Here is a 26,222-nt window from a genome sequence, read left to right on the forward strand (position 1 = left end):
CGCCGGAACGGGCTTCGGCAGTCTGACCGGGTGCCTTGGAACCCCGGTCGAGTGCGGCTGGACCGGGGGTCAGACCGCCCCGGTCCCGAACCAGCGGGTGAGGGCGGCGGCGAGGTCGTCGACGCTCCCGGGGGAGGTCCAGGCGACGTGGCCGTCGGGGCGGACCAGGACCGCGTCGAGCGCCGGCTCGGGCGCGACGGCCCAGGTCCCGGTGACGACGTCGACCCGGCCGGCCAGGCCCTCGGCGGCCGGCACGGGCGTCCCGTCCGTGGTCACGAGCAGACCGCGACCGGTGCGCAGGAGGTCGGCGACGCGGGTGCGGGTCCCGTCGGGCAGGTCGATCTCCCGGCCCGGCGGCATCCGCAGGCCGAGCAGCGGGTGGTCGCCCTTGCCCAGGTCGTAGCGGACGCCGAGGTTGCTCAGCATCCCGGCCAGGTGGCCGGCGGCGTCCGGGTGGGAGACCAGTTCCGTCATCAGCGAGCGGACCGGGTCCATGTCCTCGCCCGTGAGCCGCAGTTCGATCGCCGCGCGCGCGTTGCGGGCCAACTGCTCCCCGATGGGCCGGCGCTCGGCGTGGTAGGTGTCGAGCAGCCCGTCGGGGGCCCGGCCGGTGACCGTCGCGGCCAGCTTCCAGCCGAGGTTGACCGCGTCCTGCACGCCCACGCTGAGGCCCTGGGCCATGGCCGGGGGCTGCACGTGCGCGGAGTCGCCCGCCAGGAACACCCGGCCGCGGCGGTACTCGGCGGCGGCCCGCGAGGCGTCGGTGAAGCAGCTGATCCAGCGGCACTCGCCGTGGTGCAGGGACTCGCCGGTGAGCCGCTGCCAGGCGTCGGCGAGATCGGTGAAGGTCAGGGAGTCGCGGTCGCGCGGTGCCGTGCCGGCCTCGTGGACGACGACGCGGGTGACGCCGTTCTCCAGGTCCATCGCCATGATCATGCTGCCGCCGGGCAGGTTCTCGCCGATGCGCCGCTTGCGGGTCTCGATGCCGGTGACGTCGGCGGTGAGGAAGCCGCGCCCGCCGGGGGTGCCGGGGAAGTCGATGCCGGCCAGCTTGCGGACGGTGCTCCGCCCGCCGTCGCAGCCGACCAGGTAGCGGGCGGTGGCCGCGGCGGCGCCCTCGGGCCCCAGGAGGGCCACGTCGATGCCGTCGGCGGTCTCCTCGAAGCCGGTGACCTCGTAGCCGCGCAGGATCGGCACGCCGAGCTCCGTCACCCACTCCTCCAGCATCCGCTCGGTGCGGAACTGGGATATCCCCCGGTGCCCGTAGTGGTCCTCGTCCAGCGCGGAGAGGTCGATCGGGACCCCGCCGAAGTGGCTGTCGGCGGGCTCCGTCGCGCCGAGCCGGTCCAGCAGGCCCCGCTGGTCGAAGCATTCGGCGGTGCGCTTGGTGAAGCTCGCGCCGCGCGACTCGCGCGCCGGGGCGAGCAGCCGCTCGTAGACGACGACGTCGGCGCCGCCGAGGCGGAGTTCGCCCGCCAGCATCAGGCCGACGGGGCCGGCCCCGACGACGATGACATCCCGGGCTGCATCCCTGGGCATACGTACGCTCCTTCGGTCGAGAGGGCCGGTCAGCGGCCGGCGGGCTGGGGGACGCGGGCGGTGCCGAACCAGCGTCCGAGGGCCTCGGCGAGACCCTCGGCGCTGCCGGGGGAGGTCCAGGCGACGTAGCCGTCGGGGCGGACGAGGACCGCGTCGAGCGCGGGGGAGGGCGCGGCGTCGGGCGCGGCGACCCAGGTGCCGGCGAGGACGTCGACACGGTCGGCCAGGCCCTCGGCGAGGGCCGCCTCCGCGCCGTCGCCGGTGGTCACGAGCAGGCCGCGGCCGGAGCGCAGGAGGTCGCCCACGCGGGCCACGGTGCCGTCCGCCAGGGTGAGTTCGCGGTGCGGCGGCATCCGCAGGCCGAGCAGCGGGTGGTCGCCGCCGCCGAAGGCGTAGCGGATGCCGAGGCCGCTGACGATGCCGGCGGCCTGCTCCGCCGCGTCCTTGTGGGCCAGCAGCTCGCCCATCACCTCGCGGATCGGGTCCATGGCGTCGTCGCCGAGGTAGACCTTCTGCGCGGCCCGGGCGTTGCGGAGCAACTCCGCCCCCACCGGGTGGCGTTCGGCGTGGTAGGTGTCGAGGAGCCCCTCGGGCGCCCACCCCCTGACCGTCGCCGCCAGCTTCCAGCCGAGGTTCGCGGCGTCCTGGAGCCCGGCGCTGAGCCCCCAGGCGGCCAGCGGCGGGATCTCGTGCGCGGCGTCGCCCGCGAGCAGCACCCGTCCGCGCCGGAACTCCTCGGCCAGCGCGGAGGAGTTGCCGGTGGCCCACACCCACTGCGGCTCGGCGCCGTCGAGGGACTCGCCGGTCAGCCGCTGCCAGGCGGCGGCGACCTCGGCGAAGGTCAGCGCGCCCGGCGCCGGGCGGGCGGGCAGCGAGGGGTCGTGGACGACGATGCGGAGCCGGCCGGGACCGACCGGGGTGCACACCACCATGCAGCCGCCGGGCAGCCGCTCGCCGATGGGCCGGGGCCGCAGCGCGACGCCGGTGACCTCCGCGGTGTACATGCCGCGGGTCGCCTCCCAGCCGGGCGCCGTGATGCCGGCGAGGGCACGGACGGTGCTGTCCGCGCCGTCGCAGCCGACCACGTAGGAGGCGGTCTCCTCGCCGGGGCCGTCGGGACCGTCGTACGCCACGACGACGCCGTCGGGGGTCTCGCGGAGTCCGGTCACGTCACGGCCGCGGAGCACGGGGACACCGAGGTCGGCCAGCCGGCCGGCGAGCGCGTCCTCGGTCCTGGCCTGGGACAGCCCGAGGACACCGCTGTGGTCCTCGTCGAGCATGCCGAGGTCGAAGCGGACGCCGCCGAAGTGCCCCATCGGGCCCCAGCGGAACTCGCCGAGCCGGTCGAGCACGCCGCGCGCGCCGAGGGTCTCGGCGGCCCGCCGGTTGAACCCGAGGGCACGGGACTCCCCGCTCGGCGCGGGCAGCCTGTCGTAGACGACGACGTCCACACCGCCCAGCCGGAGCTCGCCGGCGAGGAACAGGCCGACCGGCCCGGCACCCACCACGATGACGTCAGCAGTTTTCATCATTAGGTCCCTCTGCGCTGTGGCAATGGTTGGCCAGGGTGAAGCTACTCAGCGCCGTGTTCGACTGCAATGAATGGAATGCGGGCGCGCGGACATGGCGTTCAAGCGCGGAATAGGCGTGCTTGAACGCCGCTGTTGAACACTTGAACGCCGAACCCGAATGGCAATGTCGGAGGTGCTCCCGGCTTTTGCCTCTTACTAACTTCGATGCATGAGCAATTCGGCGCGCCTCACGTGGAACGCCCCTCATGAAAGGAAATGACGTGCCGGACGGGAAGATCGCGCTCATCACGGGCGCCAACAAGGGCATCGGATTCGCCGTCGCGCGGCAGCTCGGCGAGCAGGGCGTCACCGTCCTGGTCGGCGCCCGGGACGAGGTGCGCGGCAAGCAGGCCGCCGACGCGCTCGTCGCCGACGGCCTCACCGCGGTGCCGCTGCGCCTCGACGTGACGGACCCGGCCTCGGTGGCCGGGGCCGCCGAGGAGATCGAGCGCCGGTACGGACGCCTCGACATCCTGGTGAACAACGCCGGGGTCGCGGGCGGCTTCCACGGCAGCGCCGACGAGGCGACCGCCGACGACCTGCGGGAGGTCTACGAGACCAACGTCTTCGGCGTGGTCACCGTGGTCCGCGCGCTGCTGCCGCTGCTGCGCCGCTCCCCGGCCGGCCGCATCGTCAACCTGTCCAGCCACGTGGGGTCGCTGACCCTGAACTCGGACCCGGGCTCGCCGCTCGCGGGCCTCGACATGATCGCCTACCAGTCCTCGAAGACCGCGCTCAACGCGCTGACGGTCGCGTACGCCAAGGCGCTGCGCGGGACGTCGATCAAGGTCAACGCCGCCCTCCCCGGAGTGGTGGCGACGGACATCAACCACCATCGCGGTCACCGCACACCCGCCGAGGGCGCGGGGATCGCCGTCCGGCTCGCCCTGCTCGACGAGGCCGGCCCGTCGGGCGCCTGCCTGGCGGACGACGGAACCGTGCCGTGGTAGCGCGGTACGGCTCCGACCGAGAGTCACCCACAGAGAAAGAGGAACGGCTGTGCTGCAGATAACGATCGGCGACCTCCAGACCATCATGCGCCAGTGCGCCGGCGAGGCCGAGGACGCGCTGCCGCTCGACCAGGCGCCCGACAGCCCCTTCGACGAGCTCGGGTACGACTCCCTCGCGCTCCTGGAGACGTACAGCCGCATCGAGCGGGACTTCGGCATCGAGCTCAACGAGGACGAGATCGGCCTCATCAACACCGCAGGTGAGCTCGTCGAGTTCGTGAACTCGCTGCTCCAGCTCAAGGTCATGTCGGCGGCCTGATCCCGCGGGGGATCGCGGCCGTTCGCGGCCACCACATCGGAACGTCACGCCGGGCGGGGGTCCGGCGGGCGACACACACGGAGGAAGACAGTGGCGGTTGAAGGAACGATCCTGGTGCTCGGCGGTACGGGCCGGCAGGGCGGGGCGGTGGCCCGCGAACTGCTGCGCCGGGGCCGCACCGTGCACGCCCTGGTCCGCGACCCGGGCAAGGCGGAGGCGCGGTCCCTGGAGGAGGCGGGAGCGGTCCTCGTCCGCGGCGACCTGGACGACCCGGCGTCCCTGCTGGCGGCGATGAAGGACGCCGACGGGGTGTTCAGCGTCCAGACCTTCCGCGGCCCCGGCGGCTGCGAGGCGGAGGTGCGCCAGGGCAGGGCGGTGGCCGACGCCGCGGTCGAGGCCGGCGTGCGGCACTTCGTCTACAGCTCGGTCGGCGGCGCGGACCGGGACACCCGGGTCCCGCACTTCGAGAGCAAGCTGGAGGTCGAGGAGTACCTGCGGACGCTCGACCTGCCGACGACGGTGCTGCGGCCCGTCATGTTCCACGACATCCTCCTCGACATCGCCCCGCGCCCGGTGGGCGGCGAGCTGGTCCTGTCCATGTGGCTGGACCCGGAGACCTCGGTGCAGCTCATCGCGACCAGCGACATCGGGGTGTTCGCCGCGGAGGCGTTCCTGAACCCCGAGGAGTGGATCGGCCGGGTCGTCGAGATCGCCGGCGACGACCTGACCGGACCGCAGATGGCCGCCGCGTTCGAGGCCGCCTCCGGGGTCCCCACCCGCTACCAGCAGCTGCCCATCGAGCCGCTGCGCGCCAACCGCGAGGACCTGGCGAACATGTTCGACTGGTTCGAGCGCGACGGCTACCACGCCGACCTGCCCGAACTCCGCAAGATCAGGCCCGACCTGGTCTCCCTGGAGACGTGGCTGAGCGAGAACTGGACCGCCCCCCTGGTGGAGGCGCGAGGCTGACGACATGGTGCGCGGAGCCCTCAGGAGAAGATCGGATCGCGGGTACGGGTGCGCTTGAGCTCGAAGAACCCGTCGGTCCCGGCCACCGCCAGGACACCGTCCCAGAGCCGCACGGCGGCCTCGCCGCGCGGGGTCGGGGTCACGACGGGGCCGAAGAACGCCACGTCCCCCACCGCGACGACGGGGGTGCCCACATCGGTGCCGACGCGTCCGATGCCGTCCTGGTGCGAGGCCCGCACCGCGGCGTCGTACGCGTCGGACCCGGCAGCCTCGGCGAGGGCCGGGTCCAGGCCGGCGGCGGTGAGCGCCGCCGCGTAGGTGGCCCGCTCCTTGGGCTCCTTCCCGAGGTGGAAGCGGGTGCCGAGCTCGGTGTACAGCCGGCCGAGGACCTCGGGGCCGTACTCCTTCTCGGCGGCGGCCAGGACCCGGACCGGCTCCATGCGCAGGGCCAGGTCCCGGTGCCAGCGCTCGGGCAGGTCGGGACGCCCCTCGTTGAGCACCGTCAGGCTCATGATGTGCCAGCGGACGTCGAGGGCCCGGTGCCGTGCGACCTCGTGGATCCAGCGCGAGGTCATCCACGCCCAGGGGCAGGTCGGGTCGAACCAGAAGTCGACCGGGGTCGGGGTGGTGTGCGGCAACGTCGGCTCCTCGAAGTCCTGGCTCGTGTCCGTCGGCTCGGTCAGTAGTTGCCGAGGCCGCCGCAGACGTTCATCGCCTGCGCGGTGACGGGGGCCGCCGCGTCGGAGACGAGGTAGGAGACGAGGCCGGCCACCTCCTCGGCGGTGGAGTAGCGGCCCAGCGGGATCTTGGCCTCGAAGCGCTCCAGGATCTCCGCCTCGGAGGTCTCGAAGTGCGCGGCGTAGCCCTGGCGGACGCGCTGCGCCATCGGGGTCTCCACATAGCCGGGGCAGACCGCGTTGACCGTGACGCCGGTCTTCGCGAGCTCGAGACCGAGCGCCTTGGTGAAACCGATGACACCGTGCTTGGACGCCGAGTAAGGAGCGCCCAGCACCACACCCTGCTTGCCGCCCGTGGAGGCGATGTTGATGATGCGACCCCAGCCGCGCCCGACCGGGTCACCCTTCTTGAGGACCGCGCGGGTCATCAGGAAGACGCTGTTCAGGTTGGTGTCCATGACGTCGTACCAGAGCTCGTCGGCGATGTCCGCGGTCGCGCCGCCGCCGCTGCGGCCGGCGTTGTTGACCAGGATGTCGATCCGGCCGTAGCGCTCGACGACCTCGCCGACGAGCCGGTCCACGTCGGCCGGCTTGCGGACGTCGGCGGCCAGGCCGTCGGCGTCGTGGCCGTCGGCGCGCAGCTTGGCGACCGTCTCCTGGACGTTCTCGGGGTTGCGCGCGCAGAGGAAGACCTTGTGCCCCTGGCTCGCGAGGTTCTCGGCGATGGCGAGGCCGATACCGCTCGTCCCGCCGGTGATCAGCGCTACCTGCTGTCCGTTGTCGGCCATTCCGCCTGCTCCTTCTCGGGGTGTATGTGGGGCCGTGTCAATCTGGCAAGCAGGCCCCGAATCCCGGTCGAGGAGCGGTGGAGGTCATCTCCGTTCAACCGCTCGGATTCTCCGGTTGAACGTTCAAGTCAACAAATTCAAAAGTGTCTGGTTGCGGGTCCGAGAAGCGCCGACCTATCGTCGGGAAATCCACGAAAAAGGCGCTCCGGAAGGAAAGTCATGTCCGAAAAGACCGAGGTCCGCGACCAGTCCGACGCATATGCCCTGCTCAACCTGATCCAGGGTGCCGTCATTACCCAGGCCCTTTCGGTCGCGGCCAAGCTCGGTGTCGCGGACGTCCTCGCCGACGGACCGCTGTCCGCCGGGGACATCGCCGAGCGCGTCGGCTCCGACGCCAAGGCGACCCACCGTGTCCTGCGCGCGCTCGCCGGCCACGGCGTCTTCGCCGTCCGCCCCGACGGCACCTACGAGAACAGCCCGCTCTCCGACAAGCTCCGCGAGGACGCCCCGGACTCGATGCGCGGCTTCGCGGTGCTGATGAGCCACCCGATCCTGCACGAGGAGTGGGGCCACCTCGCCGCCACCGTCGAGACCGGCGAGCCCAACCTTCCGAAGCTGCGCGGCATGGGCGCCCTCGACTTCTTCCACGCCACGCCCGAGTACGCGAACGTCTTCTTCCAGGCGTTCGGCGGCCTCTCCCTCTCGGAGACCGGCCCGATCCTGGACGCCTACGACTTCACCCAGTTCTCCACCGTCGTCGACGTCATCGCCGGCCGCGGCAACCTCCTCGCCGGCATCCTCCAGCAGGCGCCCGACGTCAAGGGCGTGCTGTACGACTCCGAGGTCGCCACCGTCGACTCGCAGTCGCTCTTCGAGGAGGCCGGCGTCGCCGACCGCTTCACCATCGAGCACGGCGGCTACCTCGACAAGCTGCCGGCCGGTGCCGACGCCTACGTCTTCAAGCACATCATCCACGACTTCTCCGAGGAGGACGCCGTGACCGCCCTGCGCAACGCGCGCGAGGCGATCGCCCCCGGCGGCAAGCTGCTCGTCATCGAGTACGTGCTCCCCGAGAACAACGAGAACCACCTCGGTCACACCATCGACCTCTGGCTGATGCTGATGCTCGGCGCCCAGGACCGCACGCTCGCCGAGTACACCGAGCTGTTCGCCAAGGCCGGCTTCCAGGTCACCCGCGCCGTCCCCACCAGCGCGCCGATCTCCGTCATCGAGGCGATCGCGGTCTGATTCCGCGCGCCACCGGTCCCCCATCGCAGGGTCGAGGCTCAGGACAGGAAAAAATGGAAACCGATGTCATAGTGATCGGCGCGGGTCCGGCGGGGCTGACGCTCGCGGCCGAACTCCGCCTCGGCGGCGCCGACGTCGTCGTCTTCGAGCAGCGGGGGGAGCGGAGCTGGGAGTCGCGCGGCATCGGCTTCACCGCGCGCGCCACCGAGATGTTCCACCAGCGCGGGATCCTCGAACGCCTGGAGAACATCGAGGTCACCCGGCAGGGCCACTTCGGCGGCCTCCCCATCGACTACGGGGTGCTCGAAGGCTCGCACTTCGGCGTGCGCGGCGCACCCCAGTACAAGATCGAGGAGATGCTGGAGAACCGGGCCCTGGAGCTCGGCGCGGACCTGCGCCGCGGCTACGAGTTCACCGGCTTCACCGAGGACGAGGACGGCGTCACCGTCACCGTGCGCGGACCGGAGGGCTTCGAGGAGCACTCCGCCCGCTACCTGGTGGGCTGCGACGGCGGACGCAGCACCGTCCGGCGCCAGGCGGGCTTCGAGTTCGCCGGCTCCGACGCCACCCGCGAGATGTACCTGGCCGACGTCCGCGGCTGCGACATCAAGCCGCGCATGATCGGCGAACTGCGCCCCAACGGCATGGTCATGGCCGCGCCGCTCGAAGAGGGCTTCACCCGCATCATCGTCTGCGAGAACGGCGCGTCGCCCGACCGCGGCCGCGAGGTCACCTTCCCCCAGGTCGCCGACGCCTGGCAGCGGCTGACCGGCGACTCCATCCACCACGGCGAGACCCGCTGGGTCAGCGCCTTCACCGACGCCACCCGCCAGGCCACCGAGTACCGGCGCGGCCGGGTGCTGCTGGCCGGCGACGCCGCCCACATCCACCTGCCCGCCGGCGGGCAGGGACTGAGCGTCGGCGTGCAGGACGCCTTCAACCTCGGCTGGAAGCTCGCCGCGACCGTCCGGGGCACCGCCCCCGAGGGCCTGCTCGACACCTACCACGCCGAACGCCACCCGGTGGGGGTCCGGCTCCTGCGCAACACCCTCGCCCAGGGCACGCTGAACCTCACCGGCAAGTCGGTCGAGCCGATGCGGGCCGTGATGGCCGAGCTCATCGCGCTCCGGCCGGTGGCCCGCCACCTGTCCGGCATGGTCAGCGGCTTCGACATCCGGTACGCGACCGGCGCGGGGGACGACGCGGGGCACCCGCTGCTCGGCACCCGTCTCGCCGACCGCGCACTGGAGCTCGCCGACGGCGGGCAGGAGCGGACCGCCCGGCTGCTGCACACCGCCCGCGGCGTCCTCATCACCGCCGACGCCACCGGCACGGAGGAGAAGACCGCCGCCGGCTGGTCCGACCGCGTCGACGTGGTCCGGGTGAAGAGCTTCCCCGCCGGACCCGAGGAGGGCGGCGCCGCGACCGGGTCGGTGCTCGTCCGCCCCGACGGCTACATCGCCTGGACCGCACCGGACGGGGGCGGTCTCGAGGCCGCGCTGCGCCGCTGGTTCGGCGACGCCCGCTAGAGGCCCCGCCTACCGAGAGGAGAAGAAACGTGACCGAGAACGCGGTACGTGAAACGGAACACGAGATCGCCGTCTCCGCCCCCGCCGAACTGGTGTACGCACTGATCGCGGACGTCACCAGGTGGCCGGAGACCTTCCCCCCGACCGTGCACGCCGAGGTCGTCGAGAGGGACGGCGACGACGAGCTGATCCGGCTCTGGGCGACCGCCAACGGCACCGCCAAGACCTGGACCTCCCGCCGCGTCCACGACGCGGCGAACAAGAGCGTGACGTTCCGCCAGGAGCGCTCGCAGCACCCCGTCGGCGGCATGGGCGGCGCCTGGATCGTGGAGCCCGTCTCCGACGACTCCTGCCGCGTCCGCCTGCTGCACGACTTCCGCGCCGCCACCGACGACCCGGCCGACCTCGACTGGATCAGCCAGGCCGTCGACCGCAACAGCGCGTCCGAGCTCCAGGCCCTCAAGGCGAGCGCCGAGGCCGCCGGCCCCGACGACCTCCTCGTCTTCGACGACACCGTCACCGTCGAGGGCAGCGGCAAGGACGTCTACGAGTTCCTCAACGACGCCCAGTTCTGGCGCGAGCGCCTCCCGCACGTCGCCCGGGTCACCCTCGACGAGGACGAGCCCGGCCTCCAGATCCTGGAGATGGACACCCGCACCAAGGACGGCTCGACCCACACCACCAAGTCCGTCCGCGTCTGCAAGGCCGCGACGACCATCGTGTACAAGCAGATCGTCCTGCCCGCGCTGATGACCCTGCACACCGGCCGCTGGCTCATCGAGGACCGGCCCGGCGGCGGAGTCGCCGTCACCTCCCGCCACACCGTGCGGATCAACACCGGGAACATCACCGACGTCCTCGGCGAGGGCGTCACCGTCCAGACCGCGCGGGAGTACGTCCAGACCGCGCTGAGCGGCAACAGCCTTGCCACCCTCCGCCTCGCCAAGGCGTACGCCGAGGGTGTCGGCGGCGGGCGCACGGCACAGTGAGACCGTCCCGGGCGGACGCGCGGGTCGTCGTCGTCGGCGCGGGCCCCGTCGGGCTCCTGCTGGCCTGCGAACTGAGGCGGGCCCGGGTCGACGTGGTCGTCGTCGAGCGGCTGGCGAGCCCCATGACCGAGTCCCGGGCGAGCCAGCTCAGCACGCGCACCGCGGAAATCCTCCACGAGCACGGCTTCGACGCGCTCCTCGCCGAGGCCGCGCACGAACCGCGCACCCACTTCGGCGGCCTCGGGTTCCCCCTCACCCCGGTCGACAGCGCGTACGGGGGCAACTGGAAGGTGCCCCAGTACCGCACCGAGGCCACCCTCGGCGAGCGCGCCGCGGAGCTCGGAGCCACCGTGCTCCGCGCCCGTGAACTCACCGCGCTCACCGAGGAGCACGACCACGTCCGCTGCACGGTCCGGGGACCCGACGGGCCCCTGACCCTCCGCGCCGCGTACGTGGTGGGCTGCGACGGCTCCCACAGCACCGTCCGTCGCCTCGCCGGCATCCCCGTCACCACCACGCCGGCGACCAGGGAACTGCTCCGGGCCGACGTCACGGGCCTCACGGTCCGCGACCGCCGGTTCGAGCGGCTCCCGGGCGGCTTCGCGGTCGCCATGACCCGGGACGGAGTCACCCGGATCATGGTCCACGCCTTCGGCTCGGAGCCCGCCGCACGCTCCGGACCGCCTACCTACGACGAGGTAGCCGACGCCTGGCGGCGGGTCACCGGAGAGGACCTCTCCGGCGGCACCCCCGTCTGGCTCGACGCCTTCGACAACGCCATGGGCCAGGCCGACTCCTACCGCCGGGGACGGATCCTGCTCGCCGGCGACGCCGCCCACTGGCACCCGCCCGTCGGCGGCCAGGCACTCAACACCGGGCTCCAGGACGCCGCCGACCTCGGACCCCGGCTCGCCGCGGCCGTCCGCGACGGCGCCGCGCCCGGGACCCTCGACACCTACCACGACACCCGGCACCCCGTCGGCGCACGGGTGCTCCGCCACGTCGCGGCCCAGGAGCAGCTGATGCTCGACGGCCCCTGGATCGAGCCGCTGCGCACGGTGCTCTCCGAACTGATCGGCCTCGACCGGGTCCGCGCCCACCTGACCGCGAGGGCCGCCAACCTCGACCACCGGATCTGACAACACACGGGAAGTACGGACACGCATGGAAGGCAGGGAAAGACAGTGACAGCGCAGGACTTCGACACTGACGTGATCATCGTGGGAGCGGGCCCCACCGGCCTGATGCTGGCGGGCGAGCTGCGCCTCGCGGGCATCGAGGCCGTCGTACTGGAGCGGCTCACCGAACCGATGCGCCAGTCGCGCGCACTCGGCTTCTCGGCCCGCACCATGGAGGAGTTCGACCAGCGCGGCCTCCTCGGCGCGTTCGGCGACATGGGCGTCATCCCGTTCGGCCACTTCGGCGGCATGCCGCTCGACTACACCGTCATACCCGGCGGCAACTTCGGCGTCCGCGGCGTGCCGCAGGCCCTCACCGAGGCCATCATCAACAAGTGGTCGGGCGGCCTCGGCGCGGACATCCGCCGCGGCTGGGAGGTCACCGGCCTGACCGAGGGCGCCGACGGCGTCGAGGTCACCGCCGACACCCCGGACGGCCCGCGCACCCTGCGCGCCCGGTACGCCGTCGGCGCCGACGGCGGGCGCAGCGCGATCCGCAAGCTCGCCGGCATCGACTTCCCCGGCCACGAGGCCACCCTCGAGATGCTGATGGCCGACGTCACCGACGTCCAGGTCCGGCTGCGCCCCACCGGCGAGCTCGGCGACGCGGGCATGGTCGTCGTCCTCCCGGTCGGCCCGAACACCACGCGCGTCGTGGTCTTCGAGCGCGGCGCGGGCGTCCGCCCGACCACCGAGCCGCCCACCTTCGCCCAGGTGGCCGACGCCTTCAAGCGGGTCACCGGCGACGACATCAGCTCCGGCAACCCGGTGTGGCTCAGCTACTTCACCGACTCCAGCCGCCAGGCGGCCCAGTACCGCAAGGGCCGGGTCTTCCTCGCCGGCGACGCGGCGCACACCCACATGCCGATCGGCGCGCAGGGCATCAGCGCGGGCCTCGGCGACGCCGTCAACCTCGGCTGGAAGCTCGCCGCGGAGATCAAGGGCACCGCCCCGGAGGGCCTGCTCGACACGTACCACACCGAGCGCCACACCGTCGCGGCCCGCATCCTGGCCAACACCCTCACCCAGCGCAGCCTGTACCTCGGCGGCCCCGAGATGGACCCGATGCGGGCCGTCTTCGCCGAGCTCCTCGCCTACGAGGACGTCCGCAAGCACCTCGTCGGCATGGTCACCGGCCTGGACATCACCTACGACGCCGGCGCCGGCGACCACCCGCTGCTCGGCCGCCGCCTGCCCGACTTCCCCCTCGACGCCGAGGAGGGCGGGGCGACCGCCTACAAGGCCCTGCACGGCGGACGCGCCGTCCTGTTCGACCTGAGCGGCGACGCCGCCGTGACCGCCGTGGCCGGGCCGTGGCGCGACCGGGTCGACACCGTCACCGCGGCCGCCCGGCCGCAGGGCGCGCTCGCGGACGTCGACGCGGTCCTCGTCCGCCCCGACGGCTACACCGCGTGGATCGCCGCCGACGGGGCCACCGGCCTCACCGACGCCCTGAACCGCTGGTTCGGCGCCCCCGGCGACGACCTCTAGGACAGCCACCCGGCGCCCCGCCCGCCGCGGGGCGTCCACCTTTTACCCAAGGAGCAACCATGCCGATCATCAGCCCCGAGGCCGGGCACCTGACCGTCCTCAACCTCTTCAAGACGGACTCCCGCGACCGCGTGGACACGCTCGTCACCGAGATGAAGAAGATCGTCGACGTCGCCGCCTACCCGGGCTGGATCTCCAGCACCGTCCACCGCGGCGAGCAGAACCCCGGCACCCTCAACTTCATCCAGTGGCGCGGCATGGACGACCTGGAGTCGCGCTACAACGACAGCGAGTTCAAGCACCACACCGTCCCGGTCTTCCGCGAGATCACCACCTACGTCCGTCTCATGCAGAACGAGGTGGAGTTCACCCAGCGCCACCCCGAGCTCGGTGACGTCACCGAGGTCTCGCCCGAGCGCGACGACTACACGGTCGTCGAGATCCTCGGCGTGAAGCCGGCCCAGCAGGGCGCCCTGGTGAAGGCCCTCGGCAGCGCCCACGACTGGCTCGTGGACGTCCCCGGCTACCGCTCGCAGAGCATCCTGCGCGGCATCCGCTCCCGCAACCTGGACGGCGGAGAGGGCACCCTGGCGACCGTCGGCACCGACAACGACTTCGTCATCGCCTACTCCCAGTGGGCCGACAAGGCGGCCTACGACGCCCACCGCAACCAGGCCGAGGCCGACTGGTCCGCGGCCCGGAGCGCCTTCCAGAGCAAGCAGTACGCCCTGATCACCAGCATCGACTGGAACAGCTACCGCGCCGTCCACACCCGTTCCGCCGAGCCGGCGACGGTCTGATCCCCCGGACACCGCAACCACGTGGGGCCCCTGGCGATTCGCCAGGGGCCCCACGTGGTCTCCGGTGCGTCCGGCTCAAGCGGCGATCTTGTCCCAGTGCCACTGCGAGTCGAACGACGCCACCTCGATGTGCGCGCCGCCCGCCACCATCGTGGCGGCCAGGCTCGTCGCCCGCGCGATGAACGCGGACACGCGGTCCGCCGCCAGGAGGTCCTGCTCGTCGAACGGCAGCCCCTCGCAGCGCAGCAGCCGCAGGTCCATGAACCCGTTGAACTTCCGTCCCAGGACCTCCACCGCCTGCGGACTGCGCACGGTGAACCGCACCTTGGCCGCGACGTGGCCGTTGTGGTGCTGGTCGGAGTAGTACGCGACGTCCGGGATCGCCGGCGGCACGAAGTGGTCACGGGCCGCGATCTCCGGCACCTTCGGGAGGTTGCCCACCAGGAAGTGCCACGAGTTGTACTGCATCCGCGAGGAGATGGCCCACGCGGTGTCCGCCAGGTGCGAGGCGGACCCGCCGAACAGCCGGCGGGACTCCGGCGACGGCACGACGCAGCAGAAGAAGTGCGGGATCTCCCACGCGGCGATCTTCGGGAACTCCTCGGCGCGCAGCGCCTCGATCAGCGCGGGCAGCGAACGCATCCCGCGGCTCATCGCGAAGTCGGCGTCGAACACGGCCGTCGACGCCCGCACGGTCTCGTACACCAGGGACTCCAGGCCCGTGCCGAACTCCCCGTGCGGCTCGGCCAGCCAGCCCGGCGCCGCCTCCAGCTCCGCGGTCAGCTCGGCGAGGGTGGTGCCGGTGACCGGCAGCCGCTCCCGCACCCGCGCGCAGAGCGCGGCCTCCAGCTGCTCCGCGTCGTCCTTGACGGGTCCGGCGACCCGCTCGATCTTGTGCATCAGCGGGCCGTAGATCTCCCGGTAGAGCCGGACGGTGCCCATCAGCTCCCGGCGCCGGGCGGCCAGCGCGTCGGCGAGGGCGCCGAGCGCCGCCACGCCGTGCGAGGCCGGGGCCGGCACCGGGGGCAGCGAGGTGTCGGCCGCGTTGTACGCGGTCCGGGTCCGCTCGAAGAGGAGCGCCACGTGGTCGAGCGTGAGCTGCGTCCCGTTGGCCTCCTCGATCCGCCCGTAGCCGGACGAGCGCACCAGCAGCGTCAGGCAGACGACCAGCAGCACGTCGCTGTCCGACCACAGCTCCAGGGGCACCGCCGCCAGCGTGCTCAGCGCGCAGTCGGGGTGGCCCGGCCGCAGCGTCTTGCCCGTCAGCGTGTTGCGGTCACGGAAGTTGGTGTACTGCCGCTCACCCGCGTAGAGGATGAACGGAGCGGTCCGCAGCGCGGCCTCCGTGAGGTTGTCGAGCAGCTCGCGGCGGCCGTCCGAGCCCGCCGCGAGCAGGTACTGGCGGCAGTCGGCGACCGACGCCTGCCACCGGTCGTCGGCCAGCGCCAGCTCGACCTGGTAGTCCGCGAGGTCCTCGGCGGACCACGGCACCCGCAGGACGCCGTCGACCAGGTCGGCCTCGCCGCTCAGCGGCCCCTTCGACGGGACGCGGACGACCAGCCGGCCGCTCCTGTCCAGGCCGATCTCGCCGAGGAACGCCGTCCCCGCCGCCTCGGCCCGGTCGGCGGCCCGCGCCTCGCCCCGCCACGAACGGCCGACGAGCACCTTCAGCGCGGTCTCGTCCGCCACGGGCAGCGCCCGCAGCTGGATGTCCGCCGGGACGTGCCCGGCGAGCGTGAGCAGCGTGTCCACGGCGGTGGCCAGGTCCGGGGCGTCGACCGCCCGCTGCCAGGTCTGCCGCAGCAGCGCCGGGAAACCGGTGTCCTGGGGCACCAGGTAGTCGGGTTCCTCCGCGGCTCCGGCCTTCCGGCCGAGCCGGCTGGGCCGCCGGCTCTGCCGCGCCTTCGCCAGCGCCGCCCGGCGGGGGAGCGTCCCGTCCCGCTCGGTGGGGAACGTCATGCCGCGCCCCCCGCCGTCAGGTCGATGTGCTCCCACATCCGGGCCTCGGTCTCGGTCCACTCCTCGTCGACGTAGATGCAGTCGACGGGGCAGACCATCACGCAGACCGGGCAGCCCGAGCAGAGCTCGGGCACGATGACGACGTTGAGACCGTCGTCGAAGACCGCGCCGAACTCCGACGGGCAGCTGCGCAGGCACGTGTCGCACGTGATGCACTCCGACGTCTCGATGCGACGCGGCGGCTTCTTCCAGTTCTCGTCCCGGGTCCGCGTCGCGATCCGCTCGGCGCGTCCGGACGTGGCGACGGAAGGAGTGTCCTTCACCCTCTCCATGTGTGTGCTCCCCTCACAAGAGTCTTCCCCTCAACGGGTGCGGGCGGTGATCGCGTCGGAGATGCCGTCCCACAGACGGGTCCGGGCCGCGAGCGCGCGGTCGATGGTGTCCTCGCACTCGGTCCACTTGGCGGCGTCGTCGCCGCACAGGTCGGCCAGCATCTGCATGGCCATGGGGGTGTGCTCCTCGGCGTCCACCTGGATGTGGCGGCGCAGGTAGTCCACGAACGTGGACAGCGTGCCGTGGCCCGCGTCGAGCGCGGCGACCTGGTCGAACATGTCGGGGATCAGGTCCTCGCGCCCGAAGGCGAAGGCCGCGGCCTGGCAGTGGACCGGCGCGTTGTCGATGAAGTCCCAGGTCGTGCCGACGAAGTCGGCCACGGACCGCGGCACGCCCGCCTCGTCGAGGGCGGCCGGGACGGGACGGCCGGCGCGCAGCAGGCCGATGAAGGCGTCGATGCGCGTGGTGTCGGCGCCCGCCTGCCGCATGCCGTCGACGTACAGCTCGAAGTGGCTGATGAAGCCCTCGCCGAGCTCGTCGCTCTCCTCGACCAGCACGATGTCGTTGATGAGGCGGCGGCTGCCGGTGGCGGCCGACGGCAGCCACGGCACCTCGACGCAGGTCAGCTGCCGCTGGAGCGACTTGAGCAGGGACATGAAGTCCCACACCGCGAAGACGTGGTGCTCCATGAAGGTGACGACCGCGTCCACCGAGTCCAGCTGGTGGTAGATCGCGTGGCTCAGCACCTTCCGGCGGGCCGGCTCGATGGCGCCCTTCAGCGTCTCGATCGCCGGGTTCGTGCCATCCCATTCGTAGCGCGACATGATGCTCTCTCTTTCGTATCGGGTCGGATGTCGGGCGTGCGTGTCGGGCGTGCGGGGTGTCCGTGGGGCGGCCGGGTCAGAACGCGCCGAAGTACTCGCGGTGCTCCCAGGCGGTGACCTCGGCCGTCGGGCCGTCGGGCTGTTCGGCGGCGCACCAGGCGTCGAACCGGGCGGCCTCGCTCTCCTTGAGCTTCGCCAGGCACTCCTTGAGCGGTGCGCCGAGCAGCCGTTCGGCGCTGTCGCTCGCGCGGAACGCCTCGATGGCCTCCGGCAGGGTCGCGGGCAGCGGCGGGCGCGGGACGTCGTCGGCGGGCACTCCGGAGAGCAGCCCTTCGAGCCCCGCGTGCAGCTGGGAGGCGATGGCGAGGTAGGGGTTGGCGCAGGGCTCGCCGATGCGGTTCTCGACATGGGTCGAGCTGCCGCCGCTGAGGACCCGGACCATGGCGCTGCGGTCCTCGAACCGCCAGTCGACGGAGGTCGGGGCGAGCGTGAACTCGGGGGAGAGGCGACGGTACCCGTTCACCGTCGGCACCGACAGCAGGCAGAGCTCCCGGGCCTGGGCGAGCAGGCCGCCGATGTACGCCTGGCCCTCGGCGGAGATGGCGTCCTGGAGGCCGTCGCCCTCGGCGAAGAGGTTGACGTCGGTCTTGGTGCTGCTGACCGACTGGTGGAGGTGCCAGCCGCTGGGGTCGAAGCTCTCCAGGCGCGGCAGGGTCATGAAGGAGGCGTGGTGGCCGCGTCGGCGGCACTCCTGCTTGAGCTGGGTGCGCAGCAGCAGCATCGCGTCGGCGGCGTCGAGCGCCAGCATCGGGTTGAAGGTCGTCTCCAGCTGCCCGGGGCCCGACTCGTGCTCGAAGGACCGCAGGGGCAGGCCGAGCCGGACCAGCATCGCGGCGAGCGGGTCGGCGATGTCGGCGACGGAGTCGTAGGCGCTGTCGAGGTTGAACTGGTAGCCGGGGTTCACGGCCTCGACCTCGGGGGCGGCCCCCTGGAGGCCGAAGCCGTTGCCGGCGTTGCCGACGGGACCGCCGGTCAGCCGGGTGAGGTACCACTCCAGTTCGAGTCCGACGACCGGCGCCAGGTCGTGGCGCTCGTACGCGGCGCAGACCCGGCGCAGGACGTTGCGGGCGGAGAGCGGGTGCGGGGTGCCGTCGCGCAGGTACTCGTCGCCGAGGACCCAGGCGGTCCTGGCCCCTTCCCGGGGCAGCACCTGGAAGGTGCGGGGGTCGGGGACGAGGACGAAGTCGCCCGCGCCGAGCAGCTCGCCCACGCCCACGCCGGCGTCGGCGAGGAAGTCGACGGCCACCGCGTGACCGGTGTCGAAGAGGAACGGGCCGGCGCTGAAGTCCATGCCGTTGCGCAGCACCGAGCGGAAGACGTCGGCCGGCACCGTCTTGGAACGGGCGAGGCCGTGCGGGTCGCAGAACACCACCCGGACGAGGTCGACGTCGTCCAGCTGGAGTTCGACCTGCTCGGCCGCGGCGGCCTGGCGGTCGTCCCACAGCCCGAACTCGGCCACGAACGAGGGGCGTCCGACGCCGCTCTCACCGCCGATCCGGGACCACGATCTGGAGGCCATGATCACTTGCCTTTCGCTGTGACACCGGGACGGGTCAGGGTGAGGCCGAGGGCCGTGGAGAGCAGCCCGGCGGCCGAGAGGGCGAACAGGTCGTCGTCGTCCGCCGGTTCCGCGGGCGCGGGGACGGGGACGGGGGCGGGGAAGGGGCGCCCGGCGTCCTTCGGGAGCGCGGCGAGCGCCGTCCCGAAGAGCGCGGCGGCGGAGATCATGAGGTCGTCGTCGAGCGTCCTGGGAGCCATGGTCGTCTTCCTTCCGTCGTGCTGCCGGGGGGAGTCAGGGTGAGGCCGAGCGCGGACTCCAGGAGTCCGGCGGCCGACAGGACGAGGCCGTCGTCGCCGACGCGGCCCACGAGTTGGAGCCCGACCGGCAGCCCGGCCGGCGTGAGGCCGACGGGCAGCGACAGGGCGGGCTGGCCGGTGAGGTTGAAGGGGTACGAGGCCGGGGACCAGGCCAGCCACCGCAGGTCCGCGGGGTCGGCGGCCCACGGCGGGGCGATGGCGTCGGCGGCGAACGCCTCGATCGGCACGGTCGCCATGACCAGCAGGTCGTAGCGCTCCATCACCGACGCCAGCCGGGTGCGCAGGGCGAGCCGGGTCGCCTCGGCGCGCGCCACGGCGGCGGCACCGAGCGACCGTCCGTACCGCACGACCGCGAGCCGGCCCTCGTCGCACCAGGGGTCGTCCTCCGCCGCCGTGCCGTGCGCGTCGGCGGCCGCGAGGATGTCCACGAGGGCGCCGTACGGGTCCGGGAACGGGACCTCGATCCGGTCCACCCGGTGCCCGAGCGACGCCAGCACCGGCAGGACGCCCTCGGTGACGTCACGGACCGCGCCGGACGTCCCCGGGAACTCGATCCAGCCCACGCGCAGCGGTCCGGGCGGCGCGGGAGCGGTGAGCGGCGGGCGCCCCGAGTCGGGGTCGCGGGGGTCGGGCCCCGCGAGCACCGCCGTCATCTCGGCGGCGTCCGCCACGCTGCGCGCCAACGGCCCGACGTGGGACAGCCGTTCGGCACAGGCCGGCACGTACGGGATGTGCCCGTACGACGGCTTGAAGCCGACGACCCCGCAGAACGCCGCGGGGATCCGCACCGACCCGGCGCCGTCGGTGCCGAGCGAGGCGGTGCACAGGCCCGCCGCCACCGCCGCCGCCGAACCGCCGCTGGAACCGCCGGCGGTCCGGTCGAGCGCCCACGGGTTGCGGGTGGGGGAGCCGAGCCGGCCGACGGTGCTCGCGCTCCACCCGTACTCCGACGTCGTCGTCTTCCCCACCACGATCGCGCCCGCCGCCCGCAGCCGCGCCACGGAGGGCGCGTCGGCGGCGGTGCGCCGGTTGGGCAGCAACGACCCGCGCCGGGTGGGGAGTTCCTCGGTCTGGATGAGGTCCTTCACCGACACGGTGACGCCGAGCAGCGGCCGGCCGCGGTAGGCGGCCGGGCCGAGGCGGGCGAGGAGCCGGTCGGCGGCCTCGGCCTCCCGCAGCGCGCGGGCCTCGGCCACCTCGACGTACGCACCGAGCTCAGGGTCCGTCCCACGGATGGCGCCGAGCACGTCCTCGACGTGCCCGGCGACCGTGGAATGACCTTCGAGAAGTAATTGGCGTGTTTCCTGAATGCCGTGGCAGATCGGCTGCCTGCTCTTCGTTGCGGTGGACTCTGACACGAGACCACTACAAGTCATCGCCTGAATTCCTGGCAACTTACGGATTGCATCGCGTTGCATCTGCTGCATTCCGCACTTGAACGGGATTTCTTGCGCAGGTGAAGGGCGGAGAGCAGCATGTTTCCGAGGTAATTCAACGTACTGACACGCACTCACACGCTACTTAATCGCACAGGAGAAGACCCGATGAGTCCACGGATGGACAACCCCTCGCTCGTCGTTCCCGGCGCCCTGCAGCCCCTGCTCGACCTGACCGAGGTCATCGGCAAGGTCGGCGTGCCGCAGACGACCCTCGACCTGGTCCGGCTGCTCGTCAGCGAGATCAACGGCCGTGTCTACACGCTGGAGGAGATCGCGGACAAGGCGGACAAGCGCCTGGCCCAGGTGTCCGACTGGCGCAACCAGACCGTCTTCGACGACGCCGAGCGCTCCGCCCTCGCGATGGCCGAGGCCGTGACCCTGATGACCGACCCGGTCGACATGGCGCCGGACGAGGTCTGGGAGGAGTCCGCCAAGTACTACAACGACGAGCAGCTCGGTGCGATCGTCATGCACATCGGCCTGGTCAACTTCTGGAACCGCGTCAACGTGGCCACCAACCAGGAACCCGCGGCCTTTCGCTGAGGAAGGGGAGACGTCACCGTGCTGAAGCTCATCAACGCCGGTCTCGGCAGGACCGGCACGACGTCCCTGAAGGTGGCGCTCGACCGCCTCGGTCTCGGCACCTGCTTCCACATGTTCGACATCGTCGGCGACGGCGACCGCCTGGAGCGGTGGGCGAAGGTCGTCTGCGACGGCGAGCCCGCCGACTGGCCGGCGCTGTACGAGGGCTACACCTCCGCGGTGGACGGACCCTGCGCGGTCTACTACCGGGAGATCGCCGAGGCGTTCCCCGAGGCCAAGGTGATCCTCACGGTGCGCGAGGCCGAGGGCTGGTACAGGAGCACGTACGACACGCTCTACCAGTTCGTGCTCAAGAGCGCCGAGCACCCGCCGGAGCCCGGCTCCCGGCAGGCGCGACTGCTCGACCTCACCAGCACCCTGGTGTGGGACGGCGTCTTCGACGGCCGGTTCGAGGACAAGGACCACGCCATCGCGGCGTACCACCGCCACAACGAGGAGGTCGTGCGCGTCCTCGGCGCGGACAACGTCCTCGTGTACGACGTGAAGCAGGGGTGGGAGCCGCTGTGCGCCTTCCTCGGCGTCGACGTCCCCCAGGAGGAGTTCCCGCACGCCAACGACTCCGCGGCCATGCGGCAGCGGATCGCCGCGGCGGCCGGGGCCGGCCCGGTCTCCGCCGGCTGAGTCAGCGAGGAGCATGCGGTGTTGATCACGGAAATGGCGGTTCCCGGCGCGTACCGCGTCGAACCGGAACCGCTCAGCGACCGGCGGGGGTACTTCTTCGAGTCGGTGAAGACCAGCGCCCTGCTGGAGGCCAGCGGCTGGGACTTCGCCGTCCGCCAGGTCAACTACTCGGTGTCGAAGAGGAACACCCTTCGGGGGATCCACGGCACCAAGGTCCCGCCCGGCCAGGCGAAGTTCGTCACGTGTGTCCGGGGGAGCGCGCTCGACATCGCCGTCGACCTCCGCGTGGGCTCGCCGACGTTCGGCCACTATGACGTCACCTACCAGAGCCCGGAGTCGGGGACGGCGGTCTACCTGCCCGACGGGGTCGGCCACGCCTTCCTCGCCCTCACCGACGACACGTGCATGAGCTACCTCTGCTCGCAGGAGTACGTGCCGGGGACGATGATCGACGTCGACGCGCTCGACCCGGAGCTCGGGCTCCCGTGGGACCTGACGGAACCCCCCATCCGTTCGGACAAGGACGCGGTGGCCCCCACCCTGGCCGAGGCCGCGGCCGCCGGCCTGCTGCCGACCTACGAGCAGTGCCTGCCGCGACCTTTTCTCGCCCTCTGAACGTATTCAGGTGGCGGGCACGGTCGTTGAACGCAAGAATTCGTCTTTGATATCGCGCCCGTGTGGCGCGGGAAATGTGTGGAGGTGGAGATGGCGGAGACCAAGCGCAAGCCGGGAACGCCGGGGGCTTTCTCCCGGTGGATGCAGAAGCGCATGAACGCCCGAATGATCCGCAAGGTGCACGACGGCAAGGCCACGTTCATGGGCATGGACGTGCTCATCCTGAACACGATCGGGAGCCGCAGCGGCCAGCCGCGGGTGACCCCGGTGGCCTGGTTCGGCGACGGCAAGGACGCCTGGCTGAGCATCGCCTCGGGCGGCGGCAGCCAGAACCCCGACTGGTACACCAACCTGATGGCCCACCCGGAGCAGGCCACGGTCGAGCTGCCCGGCAAGCCCGGCGCGGTGAAGGTCACGCCCGTCAAGCTCGCGGGCGAGGAGCGCGAGGCGGCGTGGAAGCTCATCTCCACCGCGCAGCCCCGGATGATCAAGTACCAGGGCAAGTCCGAGCGTCAGTACCCGATCGTCAAGCTGACCCCTCGCTGAGGTCGGCCGCACGGAAGAACGGCAGCCGGTGTCCACGGACACCGGCTGCCGTTCGTCGTGCTCCGGACCCGCCGGCCGCTCAGCGGGCGGCGGCGTCCGCACCGGCGTGCGCGCGGATCCGGGCCATCAACTCGGCCTGCCGCACCAGGTCCTGGTGGTGCGCCGCCCGCGCCGCGGGATCGACGACGGCGTCGTGGAAGGTCGAGAACACACCCAGGAACTGGTCCGAGGCGGGCGCCGCGATCCGGGTCACGCGGTCCCGCTGTTCGAGGACCAGCACGGGACGGGCCTCCCGCGACGGGGTGAAGGCCCACTCCAGCGTCAGCCGGCCCTCCGTCCCCCACAGGTCGTACGTCGACCGGTAGCTGTGCGACAGGCCGAAGGAGCAGTTCGCGGTGACGCCGGCGTCGTCGCGCAGCAGCGCCACGCCCGAGACGTCCACGCCCAGCCCGGCGGAGAACTCCAGGCCGGCCCCCAGTACCCGCGGCGCGGCACCCAGGTACTCCTGGGCCGCGCGCACCGGATAACAGCCGACCTCCCACAGTGACCCGCCGCCGAGCTCCGCCTGGTACTTGATCCCGTTGGGGTCGGTGGGCGGGATGCCGAACACGCCGTTGAAGGAGCGGAGTTCGCCGATGGACCCGTCGGCGACGAGGCCGCGGGCCAGATCGTGCTGGGGGTGCCGGAGGAAGGCGAAGTTCTCCATGACGAGCAGACCGCGCTCCTCGGCGAGCGCCACGAGCTCCCGGGCCGTCTCCTCGGTGGAGACCGCGGGCTTCTCGATCAGCACGTGCTTGCCGGCCTTCAGCGCCCTGCGCGCCCATTCGGCGTGCTCGCTGTTCGGCAGCGGGATGTAGACCGCGTCGACACCGGGCTGTTCGAGCAGCCGGTCGTACCCGGCGACGGCCTCGCAGCCGTACGGGGCCGCGACGCCCTCGGCCTTCTCCCGGGAACGGCTCGCGACCGCCACCAGGCGGAACGGCGACTCCTGGATCGCCGGGAGGGCCCGGCGCACGGCGATGTCGGCGCACCCGATGATGCCGATGCCGATGCCGGGCTTTCGGTCGGATTCCTGGACGGGTGTCAGAGCTTCCATTTTCACAGATCCACCTAAACGACAAGAGGAATTCGCGTGCCTGAACCGGGATGAGGCCAGCATGGAGAGGTGGTGCATTGTTCGTCAATGCCGCTGTAATCGGCTCTTCCCGCCCGCGAGTGGCGTGACTTCCGGCCGTGCGTTCTCCCGATATAAAGTGCGGGCATCCGCCAAATTCGGCACCGAATAGATTGAGGAGGCGCCACGGTGAAGGGCATCATCCTGGCCGGCGGCAACGGTACGAGGCTCCACCCGATCACCCTCGGTGTATCAAAGCAAATGCTGCCGGTCTACGACAAGCCGATGATTTACTACCCGCTGTCGGCTCTGATGCTGGCCGGGATCACCGACATCGAGATCATCACCACCCCCGAGGACCAGGAGATGTTCCGCCGGCTGCTCGGCGACGGCTCCTGGCTCGGCATCAACCTGACCTACGCGGAGCAGGACAAGCCCCGGGGTCTCGCCGACGCCTTCCTCGTCTCCGCCGACCACATCGGCGACGACTCCGTCGCCCTGGTCCTCGGCGACAACATCTTCCACGGCTACGAGTTCGGCCCCATGCTCCAGCGCGCCTCCCAGGACCTGCACGGCTGCGTCCTCTTCGGCTACCCGGTGCGCGACCCCGAGCGGTACGGCGTCGGCACGCTCGATGACCGGGGACGGCTGATCGCCCTGGAGGAGAAGCCCGCCAAGCCGCAGACCAACCTCGCGATCACCGGGCTCTACCTCTACGACAACCAGGTCGTGGACATCGCCCGCGAGCTGAAGCCGTCGGAGCGCGGCGAGCTGGAGATCACCGACCTCAACCGCGTCTACCTGGAGCGGGGCGAGGCGACGCTGATCCCGCTCGGCCGCGGTTTCGTGTGGCTCGACACCGGAACCCACGACGCGCTCATGGAGGCGGGCGACTACGTCCAGGTCCTCGAACACCGGCAGGGCGTCCGCATCGCCTGCCTCGAGGAGATCGCCTGGCGCATGGGGTACATCGACCGCGAGACCTGTTACCGGCTCGGCAGCCGCCTCGCGAAATCGTCCTACGGTCAATACATCATGGAAATGGCCGAGGCGGGCTGAGCCCCGGAAGGGGCCGGGAAGCAACTGATCCGCATTCTCACGGAAGAGGTTCCACCTCCATGAAAATACTGTTCACCGTCGGAGGCAGCCAGGCGGCCGTCTTCGGCGTCGCACCCCTCGCCGCGGCCGCGCGGAACGCGGGCCACGAGATCCTCCTCGCCGCCGACGAGCCGCTGATGGCCGCCGCGGCCTCGGTCGGCCTGCCCGCCGTCTGCATCACCCCCGAACGCATGCGGTACGGCCAGGAGTCCATGACCGCCACCGTGCGGCTCGACGCCCTCCTGGAACTGGCCGGCTCCTGGACGCCCGACATCGTCGTCGGCGGCCTCTCGCACGTCCCGCGGCTGCTCGCGGCCCGGCTGAAGGTCCCCTACGTCCGCCACATCTGGCACATCGCCCCGATGGCGCGCCGCGACCGCACCGCGGTGGCGGAGCTCCAGCCGGAGCTGGAGCGCCTGGGCCTGGCCGAACTGCCGGACCCGGACCTCTTCATCGACCTGTGCCCGCCGCCCATCCGGCCCGAAGGCGCCCCCGCCGCCCGGTCGATGCGCTGGGTCCCCCGGGTGAGCCAGCGCCGCCTGGAGCCGTGGATGTACACCCGCCCCGAGGGCCGGCGCCGGGTGCTGATCACCGCCGGCACCCGCAACCTGATGCTGGACACCCCCGGCAGCTCGCTGCGGAAGCTGGTGGAGGAGCTGGCCGGCACGGGTGCCGAGGTCCTCATCGCGGCGCTGCCCGAGGCCGCCGAGAAGTACGGGGCCGAGCTCGGCGACGTCCGCATCGGCTGGCTGCCCCTCGACGTCGTCGCCCCCACCTGCGACCTGGCGGTCCATCACGGCGGCGCGACCACCGCGATGACGCTGGTCAACTCGGGCGTCCCGCAGGTGATCATCCCCGACAACGGGTACGGCAAGGCCGTCGCCGAGTCGGTGGCCGGCTTCGGCGCGGCGCTCATGGTCGACAAGCACCGCCTCGCCGGGCGTGACGCGGACGAGGTCATCGTCGAGTCCTGCCGCACGATCCTCGACGACCCCGGGTACGCCGAGCGGACCCGGCTCCTCGCCGCGGAGGCCGCGCAGCTGCCGACGCCCGCCGAGGTCCTGCTCGACCTGGAGGCCCTCGTCGCCTCCTGAGGACGGGCCCATACGGAAGGGCCGGACGGTCGTCACGACCGTCCGGCCCT

26 protein-coding genes are annotated in these 26,222 nt (G+C 72.0%); 15 read left to right on the plus strand and 11 right to left on the minus strand.

Features of this window, described 5'->3' with window-relative positions:
- Positions 1-69: 69 nt before the first annotated feature.
- Together AB0424_RS14680 and AB0424_RS14685 are read right to left on the minus strand one after the other, a co-directional pair.
- The gene (locus AB0424_RS14680) at positions 70-1,539 is read right to left on the minus strand and encodes an FAD-dependent monooxygenase (protein WP_366305251.1); all 1,470 of its coding nucleotides are present in this window, start codon (positions 1,537-1,539) and stop codon (positions 70-72) included.
- 29 nt (positions 1,540-1,568) lie between these two features.
- A complete protein-coding gene (locus tag AB0424_RS14685; protein ID WP_366305253.1) occupies positions 1,569-3,068 on the minus strand; it encodes an FAD-dependent monooxygenase in 1,500 nt (499 codons plus the stop codon).
- Positions 3,069-3,331: 263 nt separating this feature from the next.
- On the opposite strand from AB0424_RS14685, the gene AB0424_RS14690 reads away from it, so the two are divergent.
- From AB0424_RS14690 to AB0424_RS14700, 3 genes are all read left to right on the plus strand, one after another.
- Positions 3,332-4,060 carry an SDR family oxidoreductase gene (locus tag AB0424_RS14690; RefSeq protein WP_366305255.1) on the plus strand — a complete coding sequence of 243 codons (729 nt, stop codon included), beginning with the start codon at positions 3,332-3,334 and terminating at the stop codon, positions 4,058-4,060.
- A gap of 49 nt (positions 4,061-4,109) precedes the next feature.
- Positions 4,110-4,379 (plus strand): acyl carrier protein, encoded by a 270-nt coding sequence (locus tag AB0424_RS14695; protein WP_017237251.1) that lies wholly within the window; start codon positions 4,110-4,112, stop codon positions 4,377-4,379.
- A gap of 90 nt (positions 4,380-4,469) precedes the next feature.
- A complete protein-coding gene (locus AB0424_RS14700; RefSeq protein WP_366305257.1) occupies positions 4,470-5,348 on the plus strand; it encodes an NmrA/HSCARG family protein in 879 nt (292 codons plus the stop codon).
- A 20-nt stretch (positions 5,349-5,368) separates the two neighbouring features.
- Here the strand turns inward: AB0424_RS14700 and AB0424_RS14705 are convergent, their stop codons facing one another.
- Both AB0424_RS14705 and fabG read right to left on the minus strand, forming a co-directional pair.
- Positions 5,369-5,986, minus strand: a complete 618-nt coding sequence (locus AB0424_RS14705) for a DsbA family protein (protein ID WP_366305259.1) — start codon at positions 5,984-5,986, stop codon at positions 5,369-5,371.
- A 41-nt stretch (positions 5,987-6,027) separates the two neighbouring features.
- Complete coding sequence (gene fabG / locus AB0424_RS14710; RefSeq protein ID WP_366305261.1) at positions 6,028-6,813, minus strand: 3-oxoacyl-ACP reductase FabG; 786 nt, start codon at positions 6,811-6,813, stop codon at positions 6,028-6,030.
- 219 nt (positions 6,814-7,032) lie between these two features.
- Between fabG and AB0424_RS14715 the strand changes: the two genes are divergently transcribed.
- The 6 genes from AB0424_RS14715 to AB0424_RS14740 are packed head-to-tail and all read left to right on the plus strand — an operon-like array spanning position 7,033 to position 14,048.
- Complete coding sequence (locus AB0424_RS14715; RefSeq protein ID WP_366305263.1) at positions 7,033-8,061, plus strand: methyltransferase; 1,029 nt, start codon at positions 7,033-7,035, stop codon at positions 8,059-8,061.
- A 53-nt stretch (positions 8,062-8,114) separates the two neighbouring features.
- Positions 8,115-9,590, plus strand: a complete 1,476-nt coding sequence (locus AB0424_RS14720) for an FAD-dependent monooxygenase (protein ID WP_366305265.1) — start codon at positions 8,115-8,117, stop codon at positions 9,588-9,590.
- A gap of 29 nt (positions 9,591-9,619) precedes the next feature.
- On the plus strand, positions 9,620-10,579 hold the full coding sequence (locus AB0424_RS14725) for an aromatase/cyclase (protein ID WP_366305267.1): 960 nt from the start codon (positions 9,620-9,622) through the stop codon (positions 10,577-10,579).
- Positions 10,576-11,718: an FAD-dependent monooxygenase gene (locus AB0424_RS14730; protein WP_366305269.1), complete on the plus strand. Its 1,143-nt coding sequence runs from the start codon at positions 10,576-10,578 to the stop codon at positions 11,716-11,718. Before AB0424_RS14725 ends, AB0424_RS14730 begins: the two co-directional genes overlap by 4 nt.
- Positions 11,719-11,763: 45 nt before the next feature.
- Positions 11,764-13,248 (plus strand): FAD-dependent monooxygenase, encoded by a 1,485-nt coding sequence (locus AB0424_RS14735; RefSeq protein WP_366305271.1) that lies wholly within the window; start codon positions 11,764-11,766, stop codon positions 13,246-13,248.
- 59 nt (positions 13,249-13,307) lie between these two features.
- On the plus strand, positions 13,308-14,048 hold the full coding sequence (locus AB0424_RS14740) for an antibiotic biosynthesis monooxygenase (RefSeq protein WP_366305273.1): 741 nt from the start codon (positions 13,308-13,310) through the stop codon (positions 14,046-14,048).
- Positions 14,049-14,123: 75 nt separating this feature from the next.
- Here the strand turns inward: AB0424_RS14740 and AB0424_RS14745 are convergent, their stop codons facing one another.
- The 6 genes from AB0424_RS14745 to AB0424_RS14770 all read right to left on the minus strand — a co-directional run bounded on the left by AB0424_RS14745 (position 14,124) and on the right by AB0424_RS14770 (position 20,289).
- On the minus strand, positions 14,124-16,007 hold the full coding sequence (locus AB0424_RS14745) for a hypothetical protein (protein ID WP_366305275.1): 1,884 nt from the start codon (positions 16,005-16,007) through the stop codon (positions 14,124-14,126).
- Positions 16,004-16,237: a 4Fe-4S dicluster-binding protein gene (locus AB0424_RS14750; RefSeq protein ID WP_366305328.1), complete on the minus strand. Its 234-nt coding sequence runs from the start codon at positions 16,235-16,237 to the stop codon at positions 16,004-16,006. Before AB0424_RS14750 ends, AB0424_RS14745 begins: the two co-directional genes overlap by 4 nt.
- Positions 16,238-16,369: 132 nt before the next feature.
- Complete coding sequence (locus tag AB0424_RS14755; RefSeq protein ID WP_366305277.1) at positions 16,370-17,164, minus strand: DUF3050 domain-containing protein; 795 nt, start codon at positions 17,162-17,164, stop codon at positions 16,370-16,372.
- 76 nt (positions 17,165-17,240) lie between these two features.
- Positions 17,241-18,743 (minus strand): glutamine synthetase family protein, encoded by a 1,503-nt coding sequence (locus AB0424_RS14760; RefSeq protein ID WP_366305279.1) that lies wholly within the window; start codon positions 18,741-18,743, stop codon positions 17,241-17,243.
- A 2-nt stretch (positions 18,744-18,745) separates the two neighbouring features.
- Positions 18,746-18,982, minus strand: a complete 237-nt coding sequence (locus AB0424_RS14765) for a hypothetical protein (protein ID WP_366305281.1) — start codon at positions 18,980-18,982, stop codon at positions 18,746-18,748.
- Positions 18,949-20,289 carry an amidase gene (locus AB0424_RS14770; RefSeq protein ID WP_366305283.1) on the minus strand — a complete coding sequence of 447 codons (1,341 nt, stop codon included), beginning with the start codon at positions 20,287-20,289 and terminating at the stop codon, positions 18,949-18,951. The genes AB0424_RS14765 and AB0424_RS14770 overlap by 34 nt, the downstream gene beginning before the upstream one ends.
- A 297-nt stretch (positions 20,290-20,586) precedes the next feature.
- On the opposite strand from AB0424_RS14770, the gene AB0424_RS14775 reads away from it, so the two are divergent.
- The 4 genes from AB0424_RS14775 (at position 20,587) to AB0424_RS14790 (ending at position 22,866) form a co-directional block, all read left to right on the plus strand.
- A complete protein-coding gene (locus AB0424_RS14775) occupies positions 20,587-21,024 on the plus strand; it encodes a carboxymuconolactone decarboxylase family protein (RefSeq protein WP_366305285.1) in 438 nt (145 codons plus the stop codon).
- 18 nt (positions 21,025-21,042) lie between these two features.
- Positions 21,043-21,705 carry a sulfotransferase family protein gene (locus tag AB0424_RS14780; protein ID WP_366305287.1) on the plus strand — a complete coding sequence of 221 codons (663 nt, stop codon included), beginning with the start codon at positions 21,043-21,045 and terminating at the stop codon, positions 21,703-21,705.
- Between the two features lie 18 nt (positions 21,706-21,723).
- Positions 21,724-22,320, plus strand: coding sequence for a dTDP-4-dehydrorhamnose 3,5-epimerase (rfbC, locus tag AB0424_RS14785; protein ID WP_366305289.1), 597 nt, complete (start codon positions 21,724-21,726; stop codon positions 22,318-22,320).
- A 90-nt stretch (positions 22,321-22,410) separates the two neighbouring features.
- Positions 22,411-22,866, plus strand: coding sequence for a nitroreductase/quinone reductase family protein (locus tag AB0424_RS14790; protein ID WP_366305291.1), 456 nt, complete (start codon positions 22,411-22,413; stop codon positions 22,864-22,866).
- Positions 22,867-22,945: 79 nt separating this feature from the next.
- Here AB0424_RS14790 and AB0424_RS14795 read toward each other — a convergent pair whose 3' ends face one another.
- Positions 22,946-23,962 (minus strand): Gfo/Idh/MocA family oxidoreductase, encoded by a 1,017-nt coding sequence (locus tag AB0424_RS14795; RefSeq protein WP_366305293.1) that lies wholly within the window; start codon positions 23,960-23,962, stop codon positions 22,946-22,948.
- Positions 23,963-24,169: 207 nt separating this feature from the next.
- On the opposite strand from AB0424_RS14795, the gene rfbA reads away from it, so the two are divergent.
- Positions 24,170-25,039 carry a glucose-1-phosphate thymidylyltransferase RfbA gene (rfbA, locus tag AB0424_RS14800; protein WP_366305295.1) on the plus strand — a complete coding sequence of 290 codons (870 nt, stop codon included), beginning with the start codon at positions 24,170-24,172 and terminating at the stop codon, positions 25,037-25,039.
- Positions 25,040-25,098: 59 nt separating this feature from the next.
- Positions 25,099-26,172, plus strand: coding sequence for a nucleotide disphospho-sugar-binding domain-containing protein (locus AB0424_RS14805; RefSeq protein ID WP_366305296.1), 1,074 nt, complete (start codon positions 25,099-25,101; stop codon positions 26,170-26,172).
- Positions 26,173-26,222 lie beyond the last annotated feature (50 nt).

It is taken from the genome of Streptomyces sp. NPDC051180 (assembly GCF_040689545.1).
GTDB lineage: Bacteria > Actinomycetota > Actinomycetes > Streptomycetales > Streptomycetaceae > Streptomyces.

Bases quoted from the DNA above. Each gene is read 5' to 3' on its own strand.
- AB0424_RS14755 (WP_366305277.1), bottom strand. From the start codon at position 17,164: ATGTCGCGCTACGAATGGGATGGCACGAACCCGGCGATCGAGACGCTG.
- AB0424_RS14790 (WP_366305291.1), top strand. From the start codon at position 22,411: ATGGCGGAGACCAAGCGCAAGCCGGGAACGCCGGGGGCTTTCTCCCGG.
- AB0424_RS14805 (WP_366305296.1), top strand. From the start codon at position 25,099: ATGAAAATACTGTTCACCGTCGGAGGCAGCCAGGCGGCCGTCTTCGGC.
- AB0424_RS14715 (WP_366305263.1), top strand. From the start codon at position 7,033: ATGTCCGAAAAGACCGAGGTCCGCGACCAGTCCGACGCATATGCCCTG.
- fabG (WP_366305261.1), bottom strand. From the start codon at position 6,813: ATGGCCGACAACGGACAGCAGGTAGCGCTGATCACCGGCGGGACGAGC.
- AB0424_RS14740 (WP_366305273.1), top strand. From the start codon at position 13,308: ATGCCGATCATCAGCCCCGAGGCCGGGCACCTGACCGTCCTCAACCTC.
- AB0424_RS14760 (WP_366305279.1), bottom strand. From the start codon at position 18,743: ATGGCCTCCAGATCGTGGTCCCGGATCGGCGGTGAGAGCGGCGTCGGA.
- AB0424_RS14775 (WP_366305285.1), top strand. From the start codon at position 20,587: ATGAGTCCACGGATGGACAACCCCTCGCTCGTCGTTCCCGGCGCCCTG.
- AB0424_RS14720 (WP_366305265.1), top strand. From the start codon at position 8,115: ATGGAAACCGATGTCATAGTGATCGGCGCGGGTCCGGCGGGGCTGACG.
- AB0424_RS14795 (WP_366305293.1), bottom strand. From the start codon at position 23,962: ATGGAAGCTCTGACACCCGTCCAGGAATCCGACCGAAAGCCCGGCATC.
- AB0424_RS14680 (WP_366305251.1), bottom strand. From the start codon at position 1,539: ATGCCCAGGGATGCAGCCCGGGATGTCATCGTCGTCGGGGCCGGCCCC.
- AB0424_RS14685 (WP_366305253.1), bottom strand. From the start codon at position 3,068: ATGAAAACTGCTGACGTCATCGTGGTGGGTGCCGGGCCGGTCGGCCTG.
- AB0424_RS14765 (WP_366305281.1), bottom strand. From the start codon at position 18,982: ATGGCTCCCAGGACGCTCGACGACGACCTCATGATCTCCGCCGCCGCG.
- AB0424_RS14745 (WP_366305275.1), bottom strand. From the start codon at position 16,007: ATGACGTTCCCCACCGAGCGGGACGGGACGCTCCCCCGCCGGGCGGCG.